The sequence below is a fragment of the Salmonella sp. NW884 genome (assembly GCF_051700745.1).
In the GTDB taxonomy this organism is placed as follows: domain Bacteria; phylum Pseudomonadota; class Gammaproteobacteria; order Enterobacterales; family Enterobacteriaceae; genus Salmonella; species Salmonella enterica.
On the sequence record NZ_JAMMDE010000005.1, the window covers coordinates 212,090 to 232,096 of the forward strand.

At 46.5% G+C, this 20,007-nt stretch carries 17 protein-coding genes and 10 pseudogenes; 13 read left to right on the plus strand and 14 right to left on the minus strand.

From position 1 onward, the window contains the following. The first annotated feature begins 188 nt into the window (after window positions 1-188). A complete protein-coding gene (gene ptrB, locus NA197_RS13520) occupies window positions 189-2,240 on the plus strand; it encodes an oligopeptidase B (protein ID WP_001579463.1) in 2,052 nt (683 codons plus the stop codon). 36 nt (window positions 2,241-2,276) lie between these two features. Here the strand turns inward: ptrB and exoX are convergent, their stop codons facing one another. From exoX to NA197_RS13535, 3 genes are all read right to left on the minus strand, one after another. Beyond that, complete coding sequence (gene exoX, locus NA197_RS13525; RefSeq protein WP_000944285.1) at window positions 2,277-2,975, minus strand: exodeoxyribonuclease X; 699 nt, start codon at window positions 2,973-2,975, stop codon at window positions 2,277-2,279. 23 nt (window positions 2,976-2,998) lie between these two features. Next, window positions 2,999-3,655, minus strand: coding sequence for a carbon-nitrogen hydrolase family protein (locus tag NA197_RS13530; protein ID WP_023227121.1), 657 nt, complete (start codon window positions 3,653-3,655; stop codon window positions 2,999-3,001). Between the two features lie 107 nt (window positions 3,656-3,762). Then, complete coding sequence (locus NA197_RS13535; protein WP_064043333.1) at window positions 3,763-3,993, minus strand: DNA polymerase III subunit theta; 231 nt, start codon at window positions 3,991-3,993, stop codon at window positions 3,763-3,765. Window positions 3,994-4,130: 137 nt separating this feature from the next. Here NA197_RS13535 and yobA point away from each other — a divergent pair, with 137 nt between their 5' ends. From yobA to NA197_RS13550, 3 genes are read left to right on the plus strand one after another with little or no spacing between them, the layout of a single operon-like run. Continuing rightward, window positions 4,131-4,505: a CopC domain-containing protein YobA gene (gene yobA, locus NA197_RS13540; RefSeq protein WP_064043334.1), complete on the plus strand. Its 375-nt coding sequence runs from the start codon at window positions 4,131-4,133 to the stop codon at window positions 4,503-4,505. Continuing rightward, a complete protein-coding gene (gene copD, locus NA197_RS13545; RefSeq protein ID WP_001579467.1) occupies window positions 4,506-5,381 on the plus strand; it encodes a copper homeostasis membrane protein CopD in 876 nt (291 codons plus the stop codon). It begins immediately after the preceding gene. 16 nt (window positions 5,382-5,397) lie between these two features. After that, complete coding sequence (locus NA197_RS13550) at window positions 5,398-5,751, plus strand: YebY family protein (RefSeq protein WP_000722368.1); 354 nt, start codon at window positions 5,398-5,400, stop codon at window positions 5,749-5,751. A gap of 373 nt (window positions 5,752-6,124) precedes the next feature. Here NA197_RS13550 and NA197_RS13555 read toward each other — a convergent pair. Then, window positions 6,125-6,967: pseudogene (locus NA197_RS13555) on the minus strand (tyrosine-type recombinase/integrase); the annotation flags it as partial. A gap of 63 nt (window positions 6,968-7,030) precedes the next feature. Between NA197_RS13555 and NA197_RS13560 the strand changes: the two are divergent. The 5 genes and pseudogenes from NA197_RS13560 to NA197_RS13580 form a co-directional block, all read left to right on the plus strand. After that, window positions 7,031-7,366, plus strand: a pseudogene (locus tag NA197_RS13560) (hypothetical protein); the annotation flags it as partial. Further along, window positions 7,362-7,566: pseudogene (locus tag NA197_RS13565) on the plus strand (DUF1353 domain-containing protein); the annotation flags it as partial. The pseudogenes NA197_RS13560 and NA197_RS13565, both read left to right, overlap by 5 nt. A gap of 92 nt (window positions 7,567-7,658) precedes the next feature. After that, window positions 7,659-7,886 (plus strand): annotated as a pseudogene (locus NA197_RS13570) (DUF4376 domain-containing protein); the annotation flags it as partial. Between the two features lie 120 nt (window positions 7,887-8,006). Continuing rightward, window positions 8,007-8,339, plus strand: coding sequence for a DUF1353 domain-containing protein (locus NA197_RS13575; protein ID WP_031607880.1), 333 nt, complete (start codon window positions 8,007-8,009; stop codon window positions 8,337-8,339). Between the two features lie 48 nt (window positions 8,340-8,387). Continuing rightward, window positions 8,388-8,497, plus strand: a pseudogene (locus tag NA197_RS13580) (tail fiber assembly protein); the annotation flags it as partial. Window positions 8,498-8,587: 90 nt separating this feature from the next. On the opposite strand, the gene NA197_RS13585 reads toward NA197_RS13580, so the two are convergent. From NA197_RS13585 to NA197_RS13595, 3 genes and pseudogenes are all read right to left on the minus strand, one after another. Then, window positions 8,588-8,773 (minus strand): PagK family vesicle-borne virulence factor, encoded by a 186-nt coding sequence (locus NA197_RS13585; protein WP_071787785.1) that lies wholly within the window; start codon window positions 8,771-8,773, stop codon window positions 8,588-8,590. Between the two features lie 251 nt (window positions 8,774-9,024). Then, a pseudogene (locus tag NA197_RS13590) lies at window positions 9,025-9,192 on the minus strand (tail fiber assembly protein); the annotation flags it as partial. A gap of 16 nt (window positions 9,193-9,208) precedes the next feature. Then, on the minus strand, window positions 9,209-9,979 hold the full coding sequence (locus tag NA197_RS13595; RefSeq protein ID WP_000758583.1) for a transporter substrate-binding domain-containing protein: 771 nt from the start codon (window positions 9,977-9,979) through the stop codon (window positions 9,209-9,211). 475 nt (window positions 9,980-10,454) lie between these two features. Between NA197_RS13595 and NA197_RS13600 the strand changes: the two are divergent. Next, window positions 10,455-10,597 (plus strand): annotated as a pseudogene (locus NA197_RS13600) (helix-turn-helix domain-containing protein); the annotation flags it as partial. Window positions 10,598-10,625: 28 nt separating this feature from the next. On the opposite strand, the gene NA197_RS13605 reads toward NA197_RS13600, so the two are convergent. The 3 genes and pseudogenes from NA197_RS13605 to NA197_RS13615 form a co-directional block, all read right to left on the minus strand. Continuing rightward, window positions 10,626-11,426, minus strand: coding sequence for a hypothetical protein (locus NA197_RS13605; protein ID WP_023218576.1), 801 nt, complete (start codon window positions 11,424-11,426; stop codon window positions 10,626-10,628). Between the two features lie 933 nt (window positions 11,427-12,359). Further along, window positions 12,360-12,668, minus strand: a pseudogene (locus tag NA197_RS13610) (tyrosine-type recombinase/integrase); the annotation flags it as partial. Next, window positions 12,667-13,031: pseudogene (locus tag NA197_RS13615) on the minus strand (recombinase RecT); the annotation flags it as partial. The pseudogenes NA197_RS13615 and NA197_RS13610, both read right to left, overlap by 2 nt. Here NA197_RS13615 and NA197_RS13620 point away from each other — a divergent pair. Both NA197_RS13620 and NA197_RS13625 read left to right on the plus strand, forming a co-directional pair. Next, a pseudogene (locus NA197_RS13620) lies at window positions 13,028-13,138 on the plus strand (replication protein P); the annotation flags it as partial. The pseudogenes NA197_RS13615 and NA197_RS13620 sit on opposite strands and share 4 nt — an antisense overlap. A gap of 107 nt (window positions 13,139-13,245) precedes the next feature. Further along, on the plus strand, window positions 13,246-13,548 hold the full coding sequence (locus NA197_RS13625) for a DUF977 family protein (RefSeq protein WP_226996218.1): 303 nt from the start codon (window positions 13,246-13,248) through the stop codon (window positions 13,546-13,548). A 286-nt stretch (window positions 13,549-13,834) separates the two neighbouring features. Here NA197_RS13625 and NA197_RS13630 read toward each other — a convergent pair whose 3' ends face one another. Further along, window positions 13,835-14,896 (minus strand): GGDEF domain-containing protein, encoded by a 1,062-nt coding sequence (locus NA197_RS13630; protein WP_064043563.1) that lies wholly within the window; start codon window positions 14,894-14,896, stop codon window positions 13,835-13,837. Window positions 14,897-15,361: 465 nt separating this feature from the next. Here NA197_RS13630 and NA197_RS13635 point away from each other — a divergent pair, with 465 nt between their 5' ends. Next, window positions 15,362-17,341 (plus strand): alkyl/aryl-sulfatase, encoded by a 1,980-nt coding sequence (locus tag NA197_RS13635; RefSeq protein WP_371062099.1) that lies wholly within the window; start codon window positions 15,362-15,364, stop codon window positions 17,339-17,341. A 408-nt stretch (window positions 17,342-17,749) separates the two neighbouring features. Here the strand turns inward: NA197_RS13635 and NA197_RS13640 are convergent, their stop codons facing one another. The 3 genes from NA197_RS13640 to NA197_RS13650 form a co-directional block, all read right to left on the minus strand. Next, window positions 17,750-18,364, minus strand: a complete 615-nt coding sequence (locus NA197_RS13640; RefSeq protein ID WP_064043561.1) for a disulfide bond formation protein B — start codon at window positions 18,362-18,364, stop codon at window positions 17,750-17,752. A 9-nt stretch (window positions 18,365-18,373) separates the two neighbouring features. Next, the gene (locus NA197_RS13645; protein ID WP_000480735.1) at window positions 18,374-18,532 is read right to left on the minus strand and encodes a DUF5993 family protein; all 159 of its coding nucleotides are present in this window, start codon (window positions 18,530-18,532) and stop codon (window positions 18,374-18,376) included. Between the two features lie 132 nt (window positions 18,533-18,664). Continuing rightward, window positions 18,665-19,579 (minus strand): DMT family transporter, encoded by a 915-nt coding sequence (locus tag NA197_RS13650; protein ID WP_001233444.1) that lies wholly within the window; start codon window positions 19,577-19,579, stop codon window positions 18,665-18,667. Window positions 19,580-20,007 lie beyond the last annotated feature (428 nt).

Sequence of the window (20,007 nt, forward strand, 5' to 3'; positions counted from 1 at the left end):
CGCTTGCATCATGCGTGTCTTTTGCCACCCTTATAGGATGGATAGTTTACGTCATTCATGTTGCAAGATAGCGGCGAAGCAGTGACATCTCAGGCGCTTACCGAGGTGAGCGGACCGGGACTACCATGCTAAGCCGCTGTGTTTGCCGCGTGATATATAACAAATATTAACGCAAAAGAAAAAACGACATGTTGCCAAAAGCCAATCGAATTCCCTATGCCATGACCGTACATGGCGATACGCGCATTGATAATTATTACTGGCTGCGAGATGACACTCGCTCGCAGCCGGAAGTCCTTGATTACCTGCATCAGGAAAATGAGTATGGCCGGAAGGCCATGTCCTCTCAGCAGGCGTTACAGGACCGCATTCTAAAAGAAATTATCGATCGCATCCCGCCCAGAGAAGTTTCCGCTCCGTATGTGAAAAATGGCTATCGCTACCGTTATATCTATGAACCCGGCTGCGAATATGCCATCTATCAACGACAATCGGCGTTAAGCGAAGAGTGGGATGTGTGGGAAACCTTGCTCGATGCGAACCAGCGGGCCGCGCACAGCGAATTTTATACGCTCGGCGGACTTGCCATTACGCCGGATAATACCATCATGGCGCTGGCAGAAGATTATTTATCCCGTCGTCAGTATGGGTTGCGTTTTCGTAACCTCGAAAGCGGTAACTGGTATCCGGAACTGCTGGATAACGTTGCGCCTGAATTTGTCTGGGCCAATGATTCCCTGACCCTTTACTATGTGCGTAAGCATAAGAAGACGCTGCTGCCCTATCAGGTTTGGCGGCACACGATTGGCACTCCGTCATCGCAAGATGAACTGGTATATGAAGAGAAAGACGACACCTTTTATGTCAGCCTGCATAAAACCACTTCGCAGCATTATGTGGTAATTCATCTTGCCAGCGCCACCACTAGCGAAGTGCTATTACTTGACGCGGAACTGGCCGATGCCGAGCCGTTTTCATTCTTACCGCGCCGCAAAGACCACGAATATAGTCTCGATCACTATCAACATAAGTTTTACCTGCGCTCTAACCGGAACGGTAAAAACTTTGGGTTGTACCGTACCCGCGTGCGCAATGAAAACGCCTGGGAAGAGCTGATCCCTCCGCGCGAGCATATTATGCTGGAAGGGTTTACCCTGTTTACCGACTGGTTAGTGGTCGAAGAGCGTCAACGGGGGCTTACCAGCCTGCGGCAAATTAACCGTAAAACCCGTGAAGTGATAGGCATTGCCTTTGACGATCCGGCTTACGTGACGTGGCTTGCCTATAATCCCGAACCTGAGACCTCCCGGCTGCGTTACGGCTATTCTTCAATGACGACGCCAGATACCTTGTTTGAACTGGATATGGATACCGGAGAACGACGGGTACTTAAACAGACGGAAGTGCCTGGGTTTGATTCTGGCTGTTATCAGAGCGAACACCTGTGGATCACCGCACGCGACGGCGTCGAAGTGCCGGTATCGTTGGTTTATCATCAGAAGTATTTTCGTAAAGGGCAAAATCCGCTTCTGGTTTACGGCTACGGATCTTACGGTTCCAGTATTGACGCCGATTTCAGCAGCAGCCGACTGAGCTTGCTGGATCGTGGCTTTGTTTACGCAATCGTACACGTTCGCGGCGGCGGTGAGCTGGGGCAGCAGTGGTATGAAGATGGCAAATTCCTCAAAAAGCGGAATACTTTTAATGACTATCTTGATGCCTGCGATGCCTTATTAAAACTGGGTTACGGTTCGCCGTCGCTGTGTTATGGGATGGGCGGGAGCGCGGGCGGAATGCTAATGGGCGTCGCTATCAACGAACGTCCCGAGCTTTTTCACGGCGTTATTGCCCAGGTACCCTTTGTTGATGTATTAACCACGATGCTGGATGAGTCGATCCCACTAACGACAGGAGAGTTTGAAGAGTGGGGGAACCCGCAGGATATTGAGTATTATGACTATATGAAAAGCTATAGTCCTTATGACAATGTCAAAGCGCAGGACTATCCGCACCTGCTGGTGACGACAGGATTGCACGATTCCCAGGTGCAATACTGGGAACCGGCGAAGTGGGTGGCAAAATTACGCGAGCTAAAAACGGACCAACGTCTGCTGCTGCTATGTACGGATATGGACTCCGGGCACGGTGGTAAGTCGGGGCGGTTTAAATCCTACGAAGGCGTCGCGCTGGAGTTCGCCTTTTTAATCGGCCTGGCGCAGGGAACCTTACATAGCGCATAGACGCGCGCGCCCGCAACGGCTTGTGAGCGTCGCGGATTATTGTGGTGTTCCATTGCTGCGTTGCTCGCCAGCCTGAACATCTTCCAGGTAGTGTTTAAGCGTCAGGCGAAGCTCCGGGCTCATATTATCAAGGTTATTAAAAAGCCAGCGTAAATAGCCCGGATCGCGTTTTGCGACTTCAGATACCGCCTTACCGCGGTATTTACCGAACGAGAAAGTGGTTAACAGCGCAGGACGGCCCGTGATATTGACCATTTCTTCCGCGGTCCAGCCGGTGGTTCGCATAATATCAATCAGCAAGGCGGCGGTGATATAGCAATCATAAAGCGCCCGGTGATGATGCAGCCCCGGCGGCGTTTGTACGCTTAGTTTGCGCGATTTATAGAGCGCCATATTGCTGTATTTTATTCCCGGCCACAGGCGTCGCGACAACTTCATGGTACAGATCCACTCACCCGGCAATTCAGGTAATACGCGTCTGTCGAAACTGGCATTGTGAGCGACATACCACTCACTACCGTAATAAAGCGGTATGACATCTTCAATCCACGGCTTATCGGCGACCATGGCTTCGGTAATACGATGTATCGCCATCGCCTGCGGCGTAATAGGGCGATCGGGGCGTATCAGGTGACTCATGGGATTGACAATGTTGCCATCAATGACATCTACAGAGGCTATCTCTACGATCCCGCCCTGCAGCCCGCAGGTTTCCGTGTCTATAATCCGCAACATGATTCATTCCTCACCCAAAGATCTTAGCGTAATGGAATGATATCGCCTTGCCAACCCTCGGTTGTGCGCAGACCCGTCAGTAATAGCGAACCGCAATCGGCACGAACAATAAGTTGCCCGCTTTCATCCCACAGCGCGCTACTGCCACAGGCATTGGCCATCAGTACGGCCAGCGCATATTTATGCGAAAAACGTTGTAAGCGTGAGGTAGAAGCATGGAGTTCAGGCTCGTTAAGACATTGACTGGTTGTGAATAACGTAAATGAGGGGTCTATATCACCACCTTCTGGCTGCTCATCCACCACGTTGATAGCGCTTCGCTGCCTGGCAATACAGGCGCCATGACTTTTGTGAAACATGAGCGGCGACGTTAGCCATGGGGCAAAAATAGCGATGCCTTTTACGAAGCGGCAGTTATGCTCAACAGGCATACCCACAATGATAGTCATATGGTGGGTATCGGCCGCATGAGTGAGCGGCTGTAAAAGCGCCTCGTCAGGCGGGGCGGGCAATGATTTATTTTTTTCGTCGCAGCCTAATAGCGACAGTGACGGAAAGACCAGCAGTTCGCACTGTTGACGAGCCGCAAGCTCAATATATTCCAGATGGTGGGCAACATGCTCCACCGGCGAGGCGTTCAGGGGCGCATACTGCGCAGCAGCAATTTTCCAGGAGGACATAATGACTTCCTTTTCATAGTCTCTACAGCCATTCTAAAAAGCATAGATTAAGAATCGCCTTATAATGTAGTCGTCTGCATGTAAGGAAGTGTAACGTTATATAATTTTTATTTAACTTTGGGTTCGTAAGGGAGTCGGGATAGTGATACGGAAGCCAGACGATGGGCAATCAGCCGCTCGCGAAACCAGGCGCGTAGATGCTCTGGCTGCTCACGTTCGACCGCCTCCGCGACAACTGGCATATTGTAGCGCTCTTTAAATGCCACCCCGGCTGCCGCCAGGTCCATATTGACTTTATCCATTTCCGCTTGTTCAAGCTGAGCCAGATTTGTTTTCATACGTGTCTCCTTTTTTGTTGCCGCCAGAAGGTACTAAGAGTCCGCGGTAATGGCAAGATGGAAATGATGATCCTCGACTCATTGATTGTTGAAGGTTATTCTTTGTAACGTAGGTATAACAAAAAGGAATAGTGAATATGGCTTCTTCTGCACCATCGCGACGTTTAGCTTTACTGCTGCTGGCATCGACATTTGCGACGCCAGCGGCCTGGGCACATGCGCACCTGACGCATCAGTATCCAGCGGCGAATGCTGCCGTTACGGCCTCGCCACAGGCGCTGACCCTGAACTTTTCTGAAGGGATTGAGCCAGGGTTCAGCGGCGCAACCATTACTGGCCCTCAGCAAGAGCTCATCAAAACGCGCCCGGCAAAGCGAAATGAACAGGATAAAACGCAGTTGATTATCCCGCTTGAGCAGCCGTTAAAATCTGGCGCTTACACGGTAGACTGGCACGTTGTGTCGGTGGATGGACATAAAACAAAAGAGAAATACACCTTCAGCGTGAAATAAATGATGCTGACATTCGTCTGGATAACTCTCCGATTTATTCATTTTGCTAGTTTGATGCTGGTCTACGGCTGCGCGCTTTACGGTGCCTGGCTGGCACCCGCATCAATTCGTCGTTTAATGACGCGTCGATTTTTACATCTGCAACGACATGCCGCCGCCTGGAGCGTTATCAGCGCGGCTTTTATGCTGGCGATTCAGGGTGGACTGATGGGCGGCGGCTGGCCCGATGTTTTTTCCGTCTCGGTGTGGAGCGCGGTACTGCAAACCCGCTTTGGCGCGGTCTGGATATGGCAAATTATCCTCGCGCTGGTCACGCTGGCGGTGGTAGTCATTGCGCCGGTAAAAATGCAACGACGGCTTCTTATTCTCACCGTTGCTCAGTTTATCCTGCTGGCAGGCGTTGGACATGCGACGATGCGCGACGGTGTAGTGGGAACATTACAGCAGATTAACCATGCTCTGCATTTACTCTGTGCCGCAGCCTGGTTTGGTGGGCTGTTGCCAGTGGTTTATTGTATGCGCATGGCTCAGGGACGCTGGCGTCAACATGCTATTAGCGCCATGATGCGTTTTTCTCGTTATGGTCACTTTTTTGTGGCGGGCGTATTGCTCACAGGCATTGGCAACACGCTATTTATCACGGGATTTACCGCTATCTGGCAGACCACCTATGGACAGTTGCTTTTGTTAAAATGTGCGCTGGTCGTGCTTATGGTAGCAATTGCGCTGACGAATCGGTATGTTCTCGTACCACGTATGCGACAGGAAAATCCCCGGACTGACCTATGGTTTGTCAGGATGACGCAAATTGAATGGGGAGTTGGAGGCATAGTTCTGGCGATCGTCAGCCTGTTTGCAACCCTCGAACCTTTCTGATGGACTGGCATAACGAATGAAAAAAATACTCCTTCCGGCGCTTCTGCTGGCCACTTCGGGCGTAGCGTTGGCGGCGCCGCAGGTGATTACCGTAAGTCGTTTTGAAGTAGGAAAAGACAAGTGGGCGTTTAATCGGGAAGAGGTCATGTTGACCTGTCGGCCTGGCCAGGCGCTCTATGTGATCAACCCCAGTACGCTGGTGCAGTATCCTTTGAATGCTATTGCCGAACAGCAAGTAGCGGAGGGTAAAACGCGCGCTCAGCCTATTGCCGTCATTCAAATCGATAACCCGGCGAAGCCCGGTGAGAAAATGAGTCTGGCGCCGTTTATCGAACGTGCGCAAAAGCTTTGTGATCCATCCAATAGCTGACTGATTTTTAATAAAAAACCGTAAACCTTCACGAAAAGGCTTACGGTTTTTTTATCTCTGATAACAGACAAAACGCCAGGTTTTTTCAATCACCTTCGTCACAAACTGGAAAACCTGGCGTCGTCATCTATTCTTAAAGGGCAAGGCGATTTAGCCTGCATTAATGCCAACTTTTAGCGCACGGCTCTCTCCCAAGAGCCATTTCCCTGGACCGAATACAGGAATCGTATTCGGTCTCTTTTTATTTTCCTTACAAATCAAAAAATTAAAAACGCTTGTCCGAAAATGTCCGAAATTTGTCCGAATTTCTGTATTCCGGTCTTTTTGGTTATATCACATCCAAATCCATTTTAACATTTCTTTTACAACAAAATCAGAGCATCACGTAAGCTTTATTATCGCGTTCATCGAGATAGAGTTTCGTGGTGTTCTCTGAGGTGTGGTCCAGTAGTTTTTGAGCGAATTCCTCGCCGAGTTCGTCTTTGTACAGCCGACCAGCCAGGCTACGGATCTCGTGAAATGTCGGTGGGTTATCACTAAAGTTAACGCCTGAAATTTTTCTGGCTTTTACAAATTTCTTTGTCAGCCCATCCGGGTGAATATTCCCGGTCGGGCTATTTTTCCTGATTCCGGCACTGATCATGAGATCGGTTCTGCTTACCAGCCGGCAGCGATCGATAACCGTTCCCGGACGTAACCCTGGCGCCTGAAGTGTCAGGGAGAGGGGAATGGCTATTTTCATTCCGGTTTTAATCTGAGTTACGTATAAGCGGTTGTCAAAAACATCACTAAATTTCATATTTACGATATCCTCCCTACGTTAACCAGTAACCAGCGCGAGATCCATCGCAAGAGGAAACCACACAGGCAGATGTTCTGCCGCCGTCCGCGTGGCGTTATATGTTTCCAGTTGCAGGCGTTCCCTGGCAACCTTAATTTCAGGTGCTCGGGTTGGCTCAACCGGATTCGTTGTTATTCTTCCTTCCACAATTGCCTCACGAAACATGTCAGATAGTACAGACCTCATCGCCCCCGCCATCGTGTTTTTACCTTCCGCGATCCATGACTCCAGAAACTCAGCAATATGCCGCGTGGTCACCTCTGCCAGTATCATTTCCCCCATTTTTTCGCTCACGGTCGTTAACTGGTTGCCGCGAATTTTGTATGTGTTGGTCGCTAAATCCCGTCGTTTTAGTAACACGTCATAGCGGTCTATCCCGTTTTCTCCGGCAGGGGTGCGTTCTGTTTCATCTGATTTAACAGCAGAAGCTGCGCCGGGGATAGCCAGACCGGGCAGCAGCCAGGGATGAGCGAACAGATATCAACCTCATTCATCGGTAACCGTAAACCGGATGAGTTGCTAAATGCTGTGGAGCGGTATTTCAGGGAGAAGGCCATCACAGCCAGTGTTAACGACCAGACCACAGGGATTATCACCGGTACCGGAGATGATCCGGAACTGAGTTCGTTGTATCTGGACTGTTCACTGTTACCGCAGACACAAAATATCCAGGAGCATTACCGTATCGTCGCGCAGATCTGGAGTGCCGGTGAAGGCAGTAATGTTTCAGTAATGGTGACAGGCACTGCCGGACTGGATATTGCCGACGGTAGCGCCACATACCGGATTACCGTCAAACTGTACCGATATTGCCCCTCCTGATATTCCGGCCAGTCATATTGCTGTATTTGACCCTGAAACCGAAACGTGGAGTCTAAACGAAGACCATCACGGCGAAACAGTGTACGACACGCAAACCAGCAACCCGATTTATATTTCAAAACCCGGCCCGTTACCGGAGAACACCACCACACAGGCCCCCACATCACCAATAGATAAATTTGAAAACGGTCAGTGGGTGGCTGACCTTGCGACCGCACTCGGTCAGAAATACGCTGAGATTAATGTGTGGCCTAATGCACAGGAAAACGGTAACTATCCGTTCACACTGAATGATCACCACTGGGACTGCGGTAAAGCGTCGCAGGACCGACTGTCGCCAGTAACGGCGGTGGCAAAACAGGGAACGCTACCACCAGGATTCTTCTGGACGGATGCAGATAACATCGATGTGCCAATGAGCGCAGACGAACTGATTAAACTCGAAGCCGCTATGCAACGAAACATGGTACTGGTGGGTTTTAAAATCCACGAACGCCAGCGGCAGATGAAGGACGAAGTGAACAGTCTCACCAACGCACGGGCTGTACTGGGTTACGTGTTGGCTGGCCGGAAAACCGTTAAGGAATGTATTATGAGCTGCTTCACAACCCCGGCCATTCTTGAAATGCCTGGCCACTACCTTTGGCGTGTACATGAATCTTTTGAATTTTACCTCAGCGACGACAACAGCGACGTAATCAGCGTACCAGCCGGATTTGTAACTGATCTCGCCACCGTGCCATGCATCTTCTGGTCAGTCATGCCGCCAGACGGCAAATACGCTAAAGCGGCAATAATCCACGACTACCTTTACGACAATGCGCTGCGCACGAAAAAAGAAGCCAATTTGATATTCCTGGACGGAATGACCGTGCTTGGCGCGCCGAAGTGGAAACGGATTGAGATGTATCTGGCGGTCAGGTGATTTGGCAGGGGAATGTATGGGAAAGAACGTAAATACTGTGAATGATTTGCCACAGATGACGAGATTAAACGGCTGGAAGCATGGGAACTCTACAGCGTAATGGTAAACAGGGTGGATACATCTGCCTCTCCTGGCCGGATAAACCAGCCAGTCTGTAGTCGTTACTGTGGTACTTTAATTATCCATGTATCACAAATTACTTGTTTACACGGTAATTAATCACCCAGGTTAATAAAAGGTTGTTTCGTTTACCAGCATATTTTACCCTCTGGTAGTTCTGGGATTGATATACCTGCCGGCCAGATTTTACACCACGGAAAGGAAATGCCCGGGAATCCTTTATTATCGCTTTCAGTGGCCATTGCAGATGAAGAAAATGTTATGGCTGATATAGCAAAAACCAGCGCTAACAATACACTGTTAAATTTATTCATAATATTATCCACATAGTTGAGAGTTATGCTGCCTTCTTAACTTTTACCGCAATCCTTTACCAGGATAAAGCAGAGGCGAAAATTTTTCTTGTCTGTCTACTGATTGTTAAGCAAGTATTTACTTTGAAATGGAATAATAAGTGTAGTAATTTTATTCTCTACAGAAAATTTACTTGTATCTGAATGAACTCGTGTAGATACCAGAACCAAATTAACGCCTAAAAAACTGCAAGTTAGTAGTATTACTGTGGTCATGCAGACCATCTGATTACTGTGAAGGTGGCCTCATCTGAAACGCCTGTTAAATCCAGCGTTTTAAGCTTCCTGATATAAGCCATCCATTTAGCCTGGCTGGCTTTATCGTCGTCACATCTTTCACCCCGCGCCAGTTCTGTTCGTCAGTCGGCAATGGTGCTTGTCAAAATTTTGTGGCGGCTACTCTGGATTTATCTGCCACTTTCTGGCAAGTATGATTCTGTTTTCATCAGATAACCAGCTATTTACAGCATCAAGAAGATACTGATTATCCTTCGCCATCATATAGACTTTATTACCGGCAGTGTCGGGGAGGATACTCCTGGTTGATACGCAGAAGACGCCTGGCTCTTTGTTCTGGTAATAAGTACCTTCGAGCAAGTCGGTAAACATGACATCAGCGCTGCGTTCACGAATCCTCTGCAGAGTGGCATCATTATCTTTTTCGCGAATAACATCTGCATACCTGATATGCTTGTCAACATAGTCCAGATTTGTACCACCTGGATTAACAACAATCCGCACGCCCTTACGGTCAATATCTTCAAGAGATTTGAAGTCATTAATCCTGTTACATTGCGTCAGCGCTATTTTCCCATTTTTAAGTACCGGAGAAGAAAGTGCGAACTGTTTTCTTCTGCCGGGAGTTTCTGTAATCCCTCCCATTGCAATATCAAATTTGTCTGCTGCCAGGTCAGTTGACAGTGTAGGCCAACTGCTAGGTACAAACAGGATATTCAGGTGCAGAGCTTTGCCCAGTGAATATGCCATATCAATATCAAAACCGATTAATTTATTTTGTTTGTTGTGAAATGCGAGGGGAGCATAGTCACCAGGCACCCCCACACGTAACTCTTTGCTTTCTTTAATCTCCTGCCAGGGTTTTGCCATCGCGGAATGAATACCTGAAAGTGACAACAAGATAACAAACATAAAATATACTTTTTTCATTACTCTTACCCTAATGTTTGATCAGTAGACACAGATGAGATTGTCTTCTCTCCATTGCACCGGTAACCTTTACTGGGCAGGGAATCCAATAATAGTGGTATATTAAACGGGAGATCCTCTCGCCACGATATACTATCCGCTATGAAGACCTGCTTCGGGTTAAGTGACAGCTTCAATTAAATTTTCACCCTGATTTTTCACATTTCTGGTGTGATGGATTACCGCAGTCACGTTGTTTGCAAGAGCGTGCCTTGGTAGGCTGACTGCTGTTTAGTCAGAACTGACTGTAATCGTGTTTATAGGTCGTACAGTTCACTATTGTGATGTAACGTCGTATGTTGATCAGCAGATCGTATGCTGACGATTTCAAAAGTACATAATTAAGTACATTTTTATATGTCAATTTTGTTTAATTCTATTTAATTCAGTTAGTTGAGTTTTTGTTTTCGTAATCGTTATTAAATAATAATCACAGGAACAATGGGCGCAGCCGGGCGCCTCATTAGGGCCGGAGTACCGTGACAGCAGGTAGCGATTATTTATGATGTTGGCGTTTCGACGTTGTACAGAAAATTTCCGGCGAGTAACATGCCTTTGATGCCATTCATGGGAAAATAACACTCCTTTAATCAGCCATAAGAGTTAATTATATAAACTTAAATGGATTGGTTAATTGAATTTCATCAAGATTAACTCTATATAAAAGATTTATTGTCTTTGTTATGGCGTCTATATATTCTGCGCTATTCATTATAGCAGTGTATTTATCGTATGCTTCGAAGTAATGATTTTCATTAATATATTCACTGCTATTGTTTTTATAAATTTCATATGACTCTTCCTTTTTGAAAATGCGCGCATCCAGCCAAGGGTCAAGTATATATTCCGATATTCCTTTTGAATCAGTAAAAGTCAAAAAAACAACCACATGATTCCCTCCTGACGCGCTATTATACATAAGGGATGTACTTATTCTGGCATCAAATACATTATTTTTCGAAAATCCTATTCCGGTTAGTCTTTGTGGTATATATTTTGCAATAATCGCACCTAAAATTAGCGACATATCAGCACAGTTCCCTGTGTTATATTTTATTGAATCAATGGAAGAATATATTAGACTCAGAGATATTGGGTTTTCTGGTCTTTCAGCCATAGCTCTGTCAAAAGAGTTTGCTTTTATAGTTTGCAGAAATTTCTTGTGATGTTCTCTTTGTAAATTAAGAGCGTCGTATTTTTCCTGCGTATCAATTTTAAGCCTGTCAATTTGCATTGCATCATAACTGTCCGATTTCTTTATTATTGTTCTGACAAAAACGGTACATTCTGAAGCAGCATTAATAATACAGGAGGATAAATCAACTGAAGTACTCTGTTGGTTGTTACAGGCGCTCACTCCAGTTGTGTCGAATTTTTCTGTAGCTACATGTCCAACATTTATAATCAATTACATTTCCCTGTATTCAAAATTAAGCGATATTCTTATGTCACGACAACCTAACAGGGACTGACTACAAAGATCTTTAAAGAAACGTTCATTATTGTATCTATTGATGAACTCCCTTCAGATTTAGAGGTTGTGCCCATGGTCGAAAAGCTCCTCTACGCTCATATACTTAACTTATCGGGGACATGGTAGGTTAGGATGTGAAAACACAGGGACAGTTACTGTCACTGCGAAGGCAGCAATAAGGAGGCCTATCCTGTACGAACTGTGGAAAACTATATCTTGTTCACGATCACCTGCATCGTTGACGATGCGCGATCCTGGAGGTTTGACGACTGCCCGGTATGATCGGTGCCGCAGCCACGTCGTATGCAGGAACGGACTGCGGCAAACTGGCGATCGTTCGATAGTGCGAATATTGAATGGTTGCCAGTCGCGGCGGATTCTACTGGTTAAGAATGGCTAATCAATGTGTTTAATCTGAAACCAGGCATCTGTTCAACTTTTCGTGATCGCTTTTGTTGGCATCACTATTAAGCCTTCGTCTACATGGGCATTTGGCATCGGGAGGCCACCAGTGGAAGAGGTCGAGTGATATATTGGGCAGTGAGTTTGATTGGTCGGGGGATTTATACGCAAAATGGTTCGAAATATGTCCGAATTAAAACGTAAAAAGTGATAACTAATTGAATCTATTAGAATCAAAAATAACGTATTCTAATCGTTAAAATCACTTAATTAATATGTAACATTCTGAATTTAAAGAGAAAGATCAATTGTTGCCGTAAACAGGAATCGTATTCGGTTTCTTTTTATTTTTCTTATAAATAAGCTATTTACAATTAACGATCCGAAATTTTCCGAATTTCTGTATTCCGGTCTTTTTGGTTATATCACATCCAAATCCAGTTTAACATTTCTTTTACAGCAAAATCAGAGCATCACGTAAGCTTTATTATCGCGTTCATCGAGATAGAGTTTCGTGGTGTTCTCTGAGGTGTGGCCCAGGAGTTTTTGGGCGAACACCTCGCCGTGCTCGTTTTTGTACAACCGCCCGGCCAGACTTCGGATCTCGTGAAATGTCGGTGGATTATTGCTGAAGTTAACGCCGGAGGCTTTTCTTGCTTTTACAAATGTCTTTGTCAATCCATCCGGATGAATATTCCCGGTCGGGCTATTTTTCCTGATTCCTGCACTGATCATGAAATCAGTTCGGCTTACCAGTCGGCAGCGATCGATTAAGGCGGGCAACGGCATAGACATGAGTAACCTGTGCATCTTCGTTCTCACCCGGACGGTGTACCAGCTTCTCTTCCAGACCAAACTCGAAGCTGAAATCGTCACCTTCACGGACAACGCGCGCGGAAAGGCTGGCAATCTGTCCGGAACAGCGGGCAAGGTCGATCATTCCCCGGTAGCCAATAATTAACTGAACGTTTTTTTGCCTGACTTTTCGTTTTTGTTTCCGAACGGCAGCAGATAGGCATGACCGAGCGCGCCGCCGGGTTCCAGCCCAAGCTGGGAATACTGAACGATGGCGCTGACAAAACTCATGGTGTCACAGTCACCCAGCGCCGGAACTTTTCGGATTTCCGTTGTGGCTACCGCCGGTACGCCGTCAACTTGCAGCGCCGCGCCATCCGGCAGGGCCAACCCCGGCACAACTGATGATGGAAGAATTCAGACGGCGTAAGGCGGCGGGAAGGCTTTAACAGGGGGGGGACTTATGAGCAGAAATTACACACCGGCGCAGAAAGCTGAAATACAGAAGCGCCTGACGGAACTGATACGAACACACGGTCGGATGACGTTTGGATAGCTGCGGAAGATAGCAGGGTTAACCATTTTTACAGCCCGCCACTACCTGGAAAAGGCGGAAAGTTGTGGGGATCTGTATCAGGCCGGGAGAAGCGGTATTTTTCCTTCGGAACAGGCTTTCCTGCTTTGGAAGCAGAAACGTGAAGATGCCAGGATTACCCGCTTTCTGAAAACGCCGGAAGGTGTCGTGAGTTCCTACGACCGGACCAGAAACGTTATCTGTACGGAGTGCCGGAACAGCGTGACGATGCAAAGGGGACTGGCATTTTATCCGGGACATTACCGGGAGGCGGAATCTGCATGAAAATCGAATAATATAACTTTGCAGAGGTAGTGAATATCGTAATCACCCGTTCGGCATTTGAATTCCGTGAGCACAGTCGTGTTGTGAATGTCGCCTTGTTCACAACACCAGGAATATTCCACTGTCAACTGGTTGTCTGCGGCTGGACATAATTTTATCTGATATTCAGGCTGTACCAGCGCAAAGGTTCCGTGAGTCCGACTGTCTTTTTTGCTTCCAAATATTCAGTTTTAATTATCTGAGTATGGCAAGGTGATCATCTGTATCAAACACCGGGCAACTGGTTTTACTTTACCCAACGATTACGTCCCTGTTGTTTAGCCCGATAAAGGGCCTCGTCCGCTCTGGCAATAATGCCGGTAACAGTGTCACCGGCTGTGGAAAGGGTGATGCCCATGCTGACGGTGACCGTTTCGCTAACCGCAGATGCTGCATGCGGCAGTGCGGTTTCACGCAGGTTTGTCTGAATACGTTGAGCAACCAGTGCTGCTTCATTCAGCGACGAAGAAGGCAGCACAACGACAAACTCCTCGCCCCCGTAACGTGCCACCAGGTCTGCCGGAGTACGAATCGACCTCTTCACTACACAGGCCACCTTTGCCAGACAGGCATCGCCAGCCTGGTGACCATAATGGTCGTTATAGTTTTTGAAATAGTCCACATCGAGCATGATCAGTGCAAACGGCTCCGTCTGGCGGAGAGCACCCCCAAGAAAACTTTCCATTGAACGTCGATTAGCGGTCCCGGTCAGTGCATCCTGGTGAGCCATAACGTCGAGACGCGCAATAAGCATCCGGTTTTCCTGGTAACGCAACCAGGCTTCATCAAACCAGCGCTGCAGGATAAAGCGACCATAAATGAGTATGGCGGTAAGAGTAAGCCAGACTAATAAAAACCGGATATTCACATACTGGTTAAGCTGCACACTGGCCAGTAGGGCGGTCAGCCATAACGGGACGATGAAAAGTAGCAACGCTGGCAGATGATAATAAAGCGCAGCCAGCGCGGTAAGCATAAGGATGACACTGAGAGGCCAGGCAAAAGGCAGTTGCCACCAGACAATAAAACAGTAGCTACAATAGCTCCACATCAAACTGAGAATCAGCAGCATCACCAGACAAAGAGAAGTAAATCTGGCCGGAAGGCGGTAAATGAAAAGGAGTATCAGGAACGAAAAAACAATAATACTGCCCATAATATCGTCTATTAAAGGCAGTATTCCAGTCTGTGCACTGATCGACTTGTCAAAGTCACTGATGAGTATGTGGCGAAATAAAATGATAAGCGCAAAGCTGATATTCACAAATGTGAACCACGGAATACTTACACGTAGCGCTTGCCTGACCATATCTTTATGATCCTGCCATACCCTTCCAGCACTGGAGGTACGGCGCCTGTCGTCCGAATCCTGCCCCTATCCTTAATCGCCTCATATAATGAATAATTACTATCCAGTGTAGTGCGGAGATACTTCACGGTGAAAAATGGAAAAGCTATCAGGCCAGGCTGCATTTTTGGCTGATGAGATGATTTTTGCTCCACAGTGACGAACTTATAGTCACAATTCCTGTAGTAGGGGGGAGAATTATAGTGTCTCCCGGAAACTGGAAGCGAGCTTACCCCACTTACTAAAAGAGGATGTAACTGGCATACGTAAAACACGACTTATTTGTATCCATAAATAGCTAAATGTAACTTTTTTGTTATATTTAAAAGAGCAAAAATGGTCAGCAATAACTTTAATTGTTTGAATTAAAAGATAATTAATCGACCAGACTGAGTGATACAGAATATTTTTACATGAGGGATACAAATGAGACTTAAGTCGATCGTAAAAAGTCTTGCACTGGCGGGGCTACTCTCTTCCTCTGCGCTGACACCTTTATTTGCACAGGAAGCCCCAAAAGGTGCCACTGCTTCAACCAGGCAAGCTAACGATGCGCTTTATAACCAACTTCCTTTCTCTGATAACACCGATTTCACGAATGCCCATAAAGGCTTTATCGCCGCTTTACCTGAAGACGTGATTAAGGGAGAGCAAGGGAATGTCATCTGGAATCCACAGCAGTACGCTTTCATAAAAGAAGGGGAAAAATCTCCTGACACTGTTAACCCTAGTCTGTGGCGTCAGTCCCAACTAATCAATATCAGTGGCTTGTTTGAAGTCACAGACGGCGTCTACCAGATTCGTAACCTTGATTTATCCAACATGACGATTATCGAAGGTAAAGAGGGGATTACGGTTGTCGATCCGCTGGTTTCTGCGGAAACAGCCAAAGCTGGTATGGATTTGTATTTCAAAAACCGGGGCAATAAGCCTGTTGTCGCCATCATTTACACTCATAGCCATGTTGACCACTATGGCGGGGTGCGTGGCGTTGTCGATGAAGCGGACGTGAAATCCGGCAAGGTGAAAGTGTATGCGCCTGCTGGCTTTATGGAGGCAGCAGTAGCCGAGAATATTATGGCCGGCAACGTGATGAGCCGCCGTGCCAGCTATATGTATGGCAACCTCCTGAAACCAGATGCCTCCGGCCAGGTTGGCGCCGGACTGGGGACGACCACCTCTGCGGGGACGGTGACACTGATTGCGCCCACTAATATCATTGATAAAGACGGCCAGAAAGAAGTGATTGATGGCCTGACTTACGACTTTATGCTGGCCCCTGGTTCGGAAGCCCCTTCGGAAATGCTGTGGTTCATCGAAGAGAAGAAACTCATCGAAGCCGCAGAGGACGTCACTCACACCCTGCATAACACTTACTCGCTACGCGGCGCAAAAATTCGTGAGCCGTTGCCGTGGTCGAAATATATCAACGAAGCTATAGTGCGTTGGGGTGACAAAGCTGAAATTATTATGGCCCAGCACCACTGGCCGACCTGGGGTAACGAGAATGTTGTTGGTCTGCTGAAAAGCCAGCGAGACCTGTATCGTTATATCAATGACCAGACTCTGCGTATGGCCAATGAAGGTCTGACTCGCGACGAAATAGCGGCCAACTTCAAACTACCGGATAGCCCGGCAAAAACCTGGGCCAACCGCGGCTATTACGGCTCCATCAGCCATGACGTAAAAGCAACGTATGTGCTGTATCTCGGTTGGTTCGATGGCAATCCGGCAACCCTTGATGAGCTGCCACCCGAAGAAGCGGCTAAGAAATTTGTTGAATATATGGGCGGTGCCGATGCGATTCTTCAGAAAGCCAAAGCAGACTTTGACCAGGGGAACTACCGTTGGGTTGCTCAGGTGGTGAGTAAGGTCGTGTTTGCCGATCCAAATAACCAGAATGCACGTAACCTTGAAGCCGATGCGTTGGAACAATTGGGGTATCAGGCTGAATCTGGTCCATGGCGTAACTTCTACCTGACCGGTGCGCAGGAGCTGCGTAACGGTGTGGTTAAAGGTCCGACGCCAAATACAGCAAGTCCGGATACCGTTCGGGCAATGACCCCTGAAATGTTCTTCGATTTCCTGGCTGTACATATCAACGGTGAAAAAGCGGGTAATGCCCGGGCGGTGTTTAATATTGACCTTGGCAGCGACGGCGGAAAGTACAAGCTTGAGCTGGAAAATGGCGTGCTGAACCACACGGCTAATGCTGAAGCGAAAGACGCTGATGCCACGATTACTCTGAACCGTGACACGCTGAATAAAATTATCCTGAAGGAAGAAACTCTGAAGCAGGCTCAAGATAAAGGAGAAGTCAACGTTACCGGTAATGCTGCGAAACTGGATGAGATGCTGGGCTATATGGACAAGTTTGAGTTCTGGTTCAATATAGTTACACCATAAATAGATTCCCTGCGGCGTCAATGCTGCAGGGAAGTTACTTCAGACAATTCTGTACGTTTTTCATACTCGATTTTTCCTTCATTCTTTATATCTTGCTTCATTTTATGTATTTGCTGCTGAAGCACATGACCCTGATGCCAGTCAGTCCTGATTCTGTTATGCACAGCCTTTTTCATCAGATGACAGTAACTGGTTGTTGCGTGATTCAATGGTCTGCGAGTCTGGTCAACATGCTTTTAGTTAGTTAAATGTGATTCTACTAATTCGTAATGCGAAGGTTATAAGTTTGATTCCTATTATTGCACCATTTCAACGTTACTGAAACTTCCGTGTTAGCCCATAACCATTCCAGTTTCTACAAGACAGGTGCTTGCTATATATTTACCAATCAGTCATTTTAAAAGTGCGTCATAACCGGAGAACTGTCCTCGTCAGGAGGCCTGTTTTCAGAAAGGCAATATCCTGCTTCGACAGTAGCTTATATGTGACCGGGTTAGCAGCACATTCCCCTCCGCCACATTCCAGTACAGTTGAAATAAGGTTGGCAGTAATCAGTAATAGAAATACCCAACCGACAATACTGAACAGGTTCGGATTAATATTCAATGAACGAAATGCAGCATTCATGCTACTGATTGCCAGAACTACCGCAACAGCAATAATAATGAGAATTGACGTAATCAGAGTCCAGGTATAAAAGTGTAATCCAAAAAATGCAGAACCATATCCTGTGTCACCGGGCATGATATGCAAACATATTTGCCGGGATGCCATAACTCCGGTCAGGATACTGCCAATAATTACCATCCCGTAATGTATGCCTCGTAGACCAAAGCAGAGGTTAAATAAAAAGCCAAAACCGGCGATGATGAGGCCAGCCCGCTGTAATAAGCAAATTGGACAAGGCAGCTCATGCCTAACGAGTTGATAATAAAAGGCTACAACCAGAGCAACGCATATCACAAGGAGTCCCATCTGATTAATCAGATGAACAAATGTTGTTGGATGATGATGCGTTTTCATACACGCTCCTTAAAATGACAAAGTTAGCGAATTGGTCATATGATGGATGAATGATAAAATAGTGACGATGAGTAAAACGGCCCATAGAATGTAGCTGACTTTATCCTTTCTGTTTATGGCTCCCATTGCCACGCTCAGTGCAAGCAAGAATGGCAGAAACATGAACATAAAAAACTCCTTTATTACATTGCTTGTTAATATAATCGCTGTGTATTACCGGGTCTGTATTCCAGCTTATCCACCCCGCATTAGCTGGAGTTCAGTAAGGCATCAGGAATTATTTGCGTTATTATAAATCGATTATTTCTGTGATGAATTATCCCGACATCTGCTGGTTACAGGGATATTTCTGGCGACAAGAGTAAGAAATATCCCGATAGCTAATGGTATAATAAGCAGCATTGAGTGTGTTGAAATAGCATATCCATAAATATAGTCTTCCAGACTTACCGCAATCAGCGGAAAGATAAGAAATACAAGCGAAGCCTGGAAGGCGTTAGCCTTTTGCTGAAGCGCAAAGTAGCACAGGATACCAAAAACTCCGGCAAAAGCCCCGAGATACAGGGTAGCTAATATTGAGTGTACTGAGAAGGTTGATACTTGTGGTCTTTCAAAAAACCATCCTGTCGCAGAAAGTATCAACCCAGCTAAAAGGCACGGGAGCGCATTAAATGTGATAACAGAGACAGTACAACTTCTTTTCTTACATTGTGTATATATTATGGCATGGATTAACACAGCAGAAATAAGCGCAGTGATACCCTGCCAGTGACTCTCTGTACTTGTATTCGTTTCTTCAAGAAGTATCCCCGTCAATGCAGTGATTGCGATAGTTAAGCCCGCGATCTGCATTAGTTTCGCTTTTTCATTTAGAAACAAAACCGATGCTATCAAAACGGCCACAGGCATATTCGCAAAGATAATGGCGGCAAGCCCAGAGTTGACATAGGTTTCACCATAAATCATTAGTGAGAAAGGAATAGAAAAATAAAAGATGCAAATCACAAACTGGAATAATCGTTGTCCGGGAGGAAACAACAGGTTTTTTTTTCTTAACCATGCAATGATGATTAAAAAAGGTGCTGCAAACATAAACCTCATTCCGGTTGCAAACACTGGAGGGATAGTTTCAACGGCAATTCGCATAGCCAACCATGTAGTCCCCCAGGTCAGTGAAACTAGCATGAATAATATAGATATCGACACCTTGCGCATAAGATCCTCTCCATAAAAAAATTAATTTAGCTTTTTAGCTAGAAAAAAGTAGCGTTTTCTTCACTGTGTTTTTTATATGTTTAGATAAAAATTTCTCTATCAGAAGACGCAGTTATGCTGAATGAGAAAAATAAGAAATGACTCAGGCTGTTACCACACGATTGTCCACTGCGCCTGCAAGACCTGGCAGCAGTTGTCGATTTAATATCTATTCTTGCTGGAAGGCATAAAACGCCTTGAAGATGAAGAGCTCATCATTAGTCGGGTTCCCTTGTTGAGCCAGGACAAGTTTAACTTATCGCTTTCAACCATTACGATGATAAATGATCTTATCCACCCATAATGGACATACGGCTAAATGAGTAAATTCTCAAGTAAGAGGCAGGATCTGTATCAACCAGTAAGAAGCCCCGGAAACAGCACCGGCG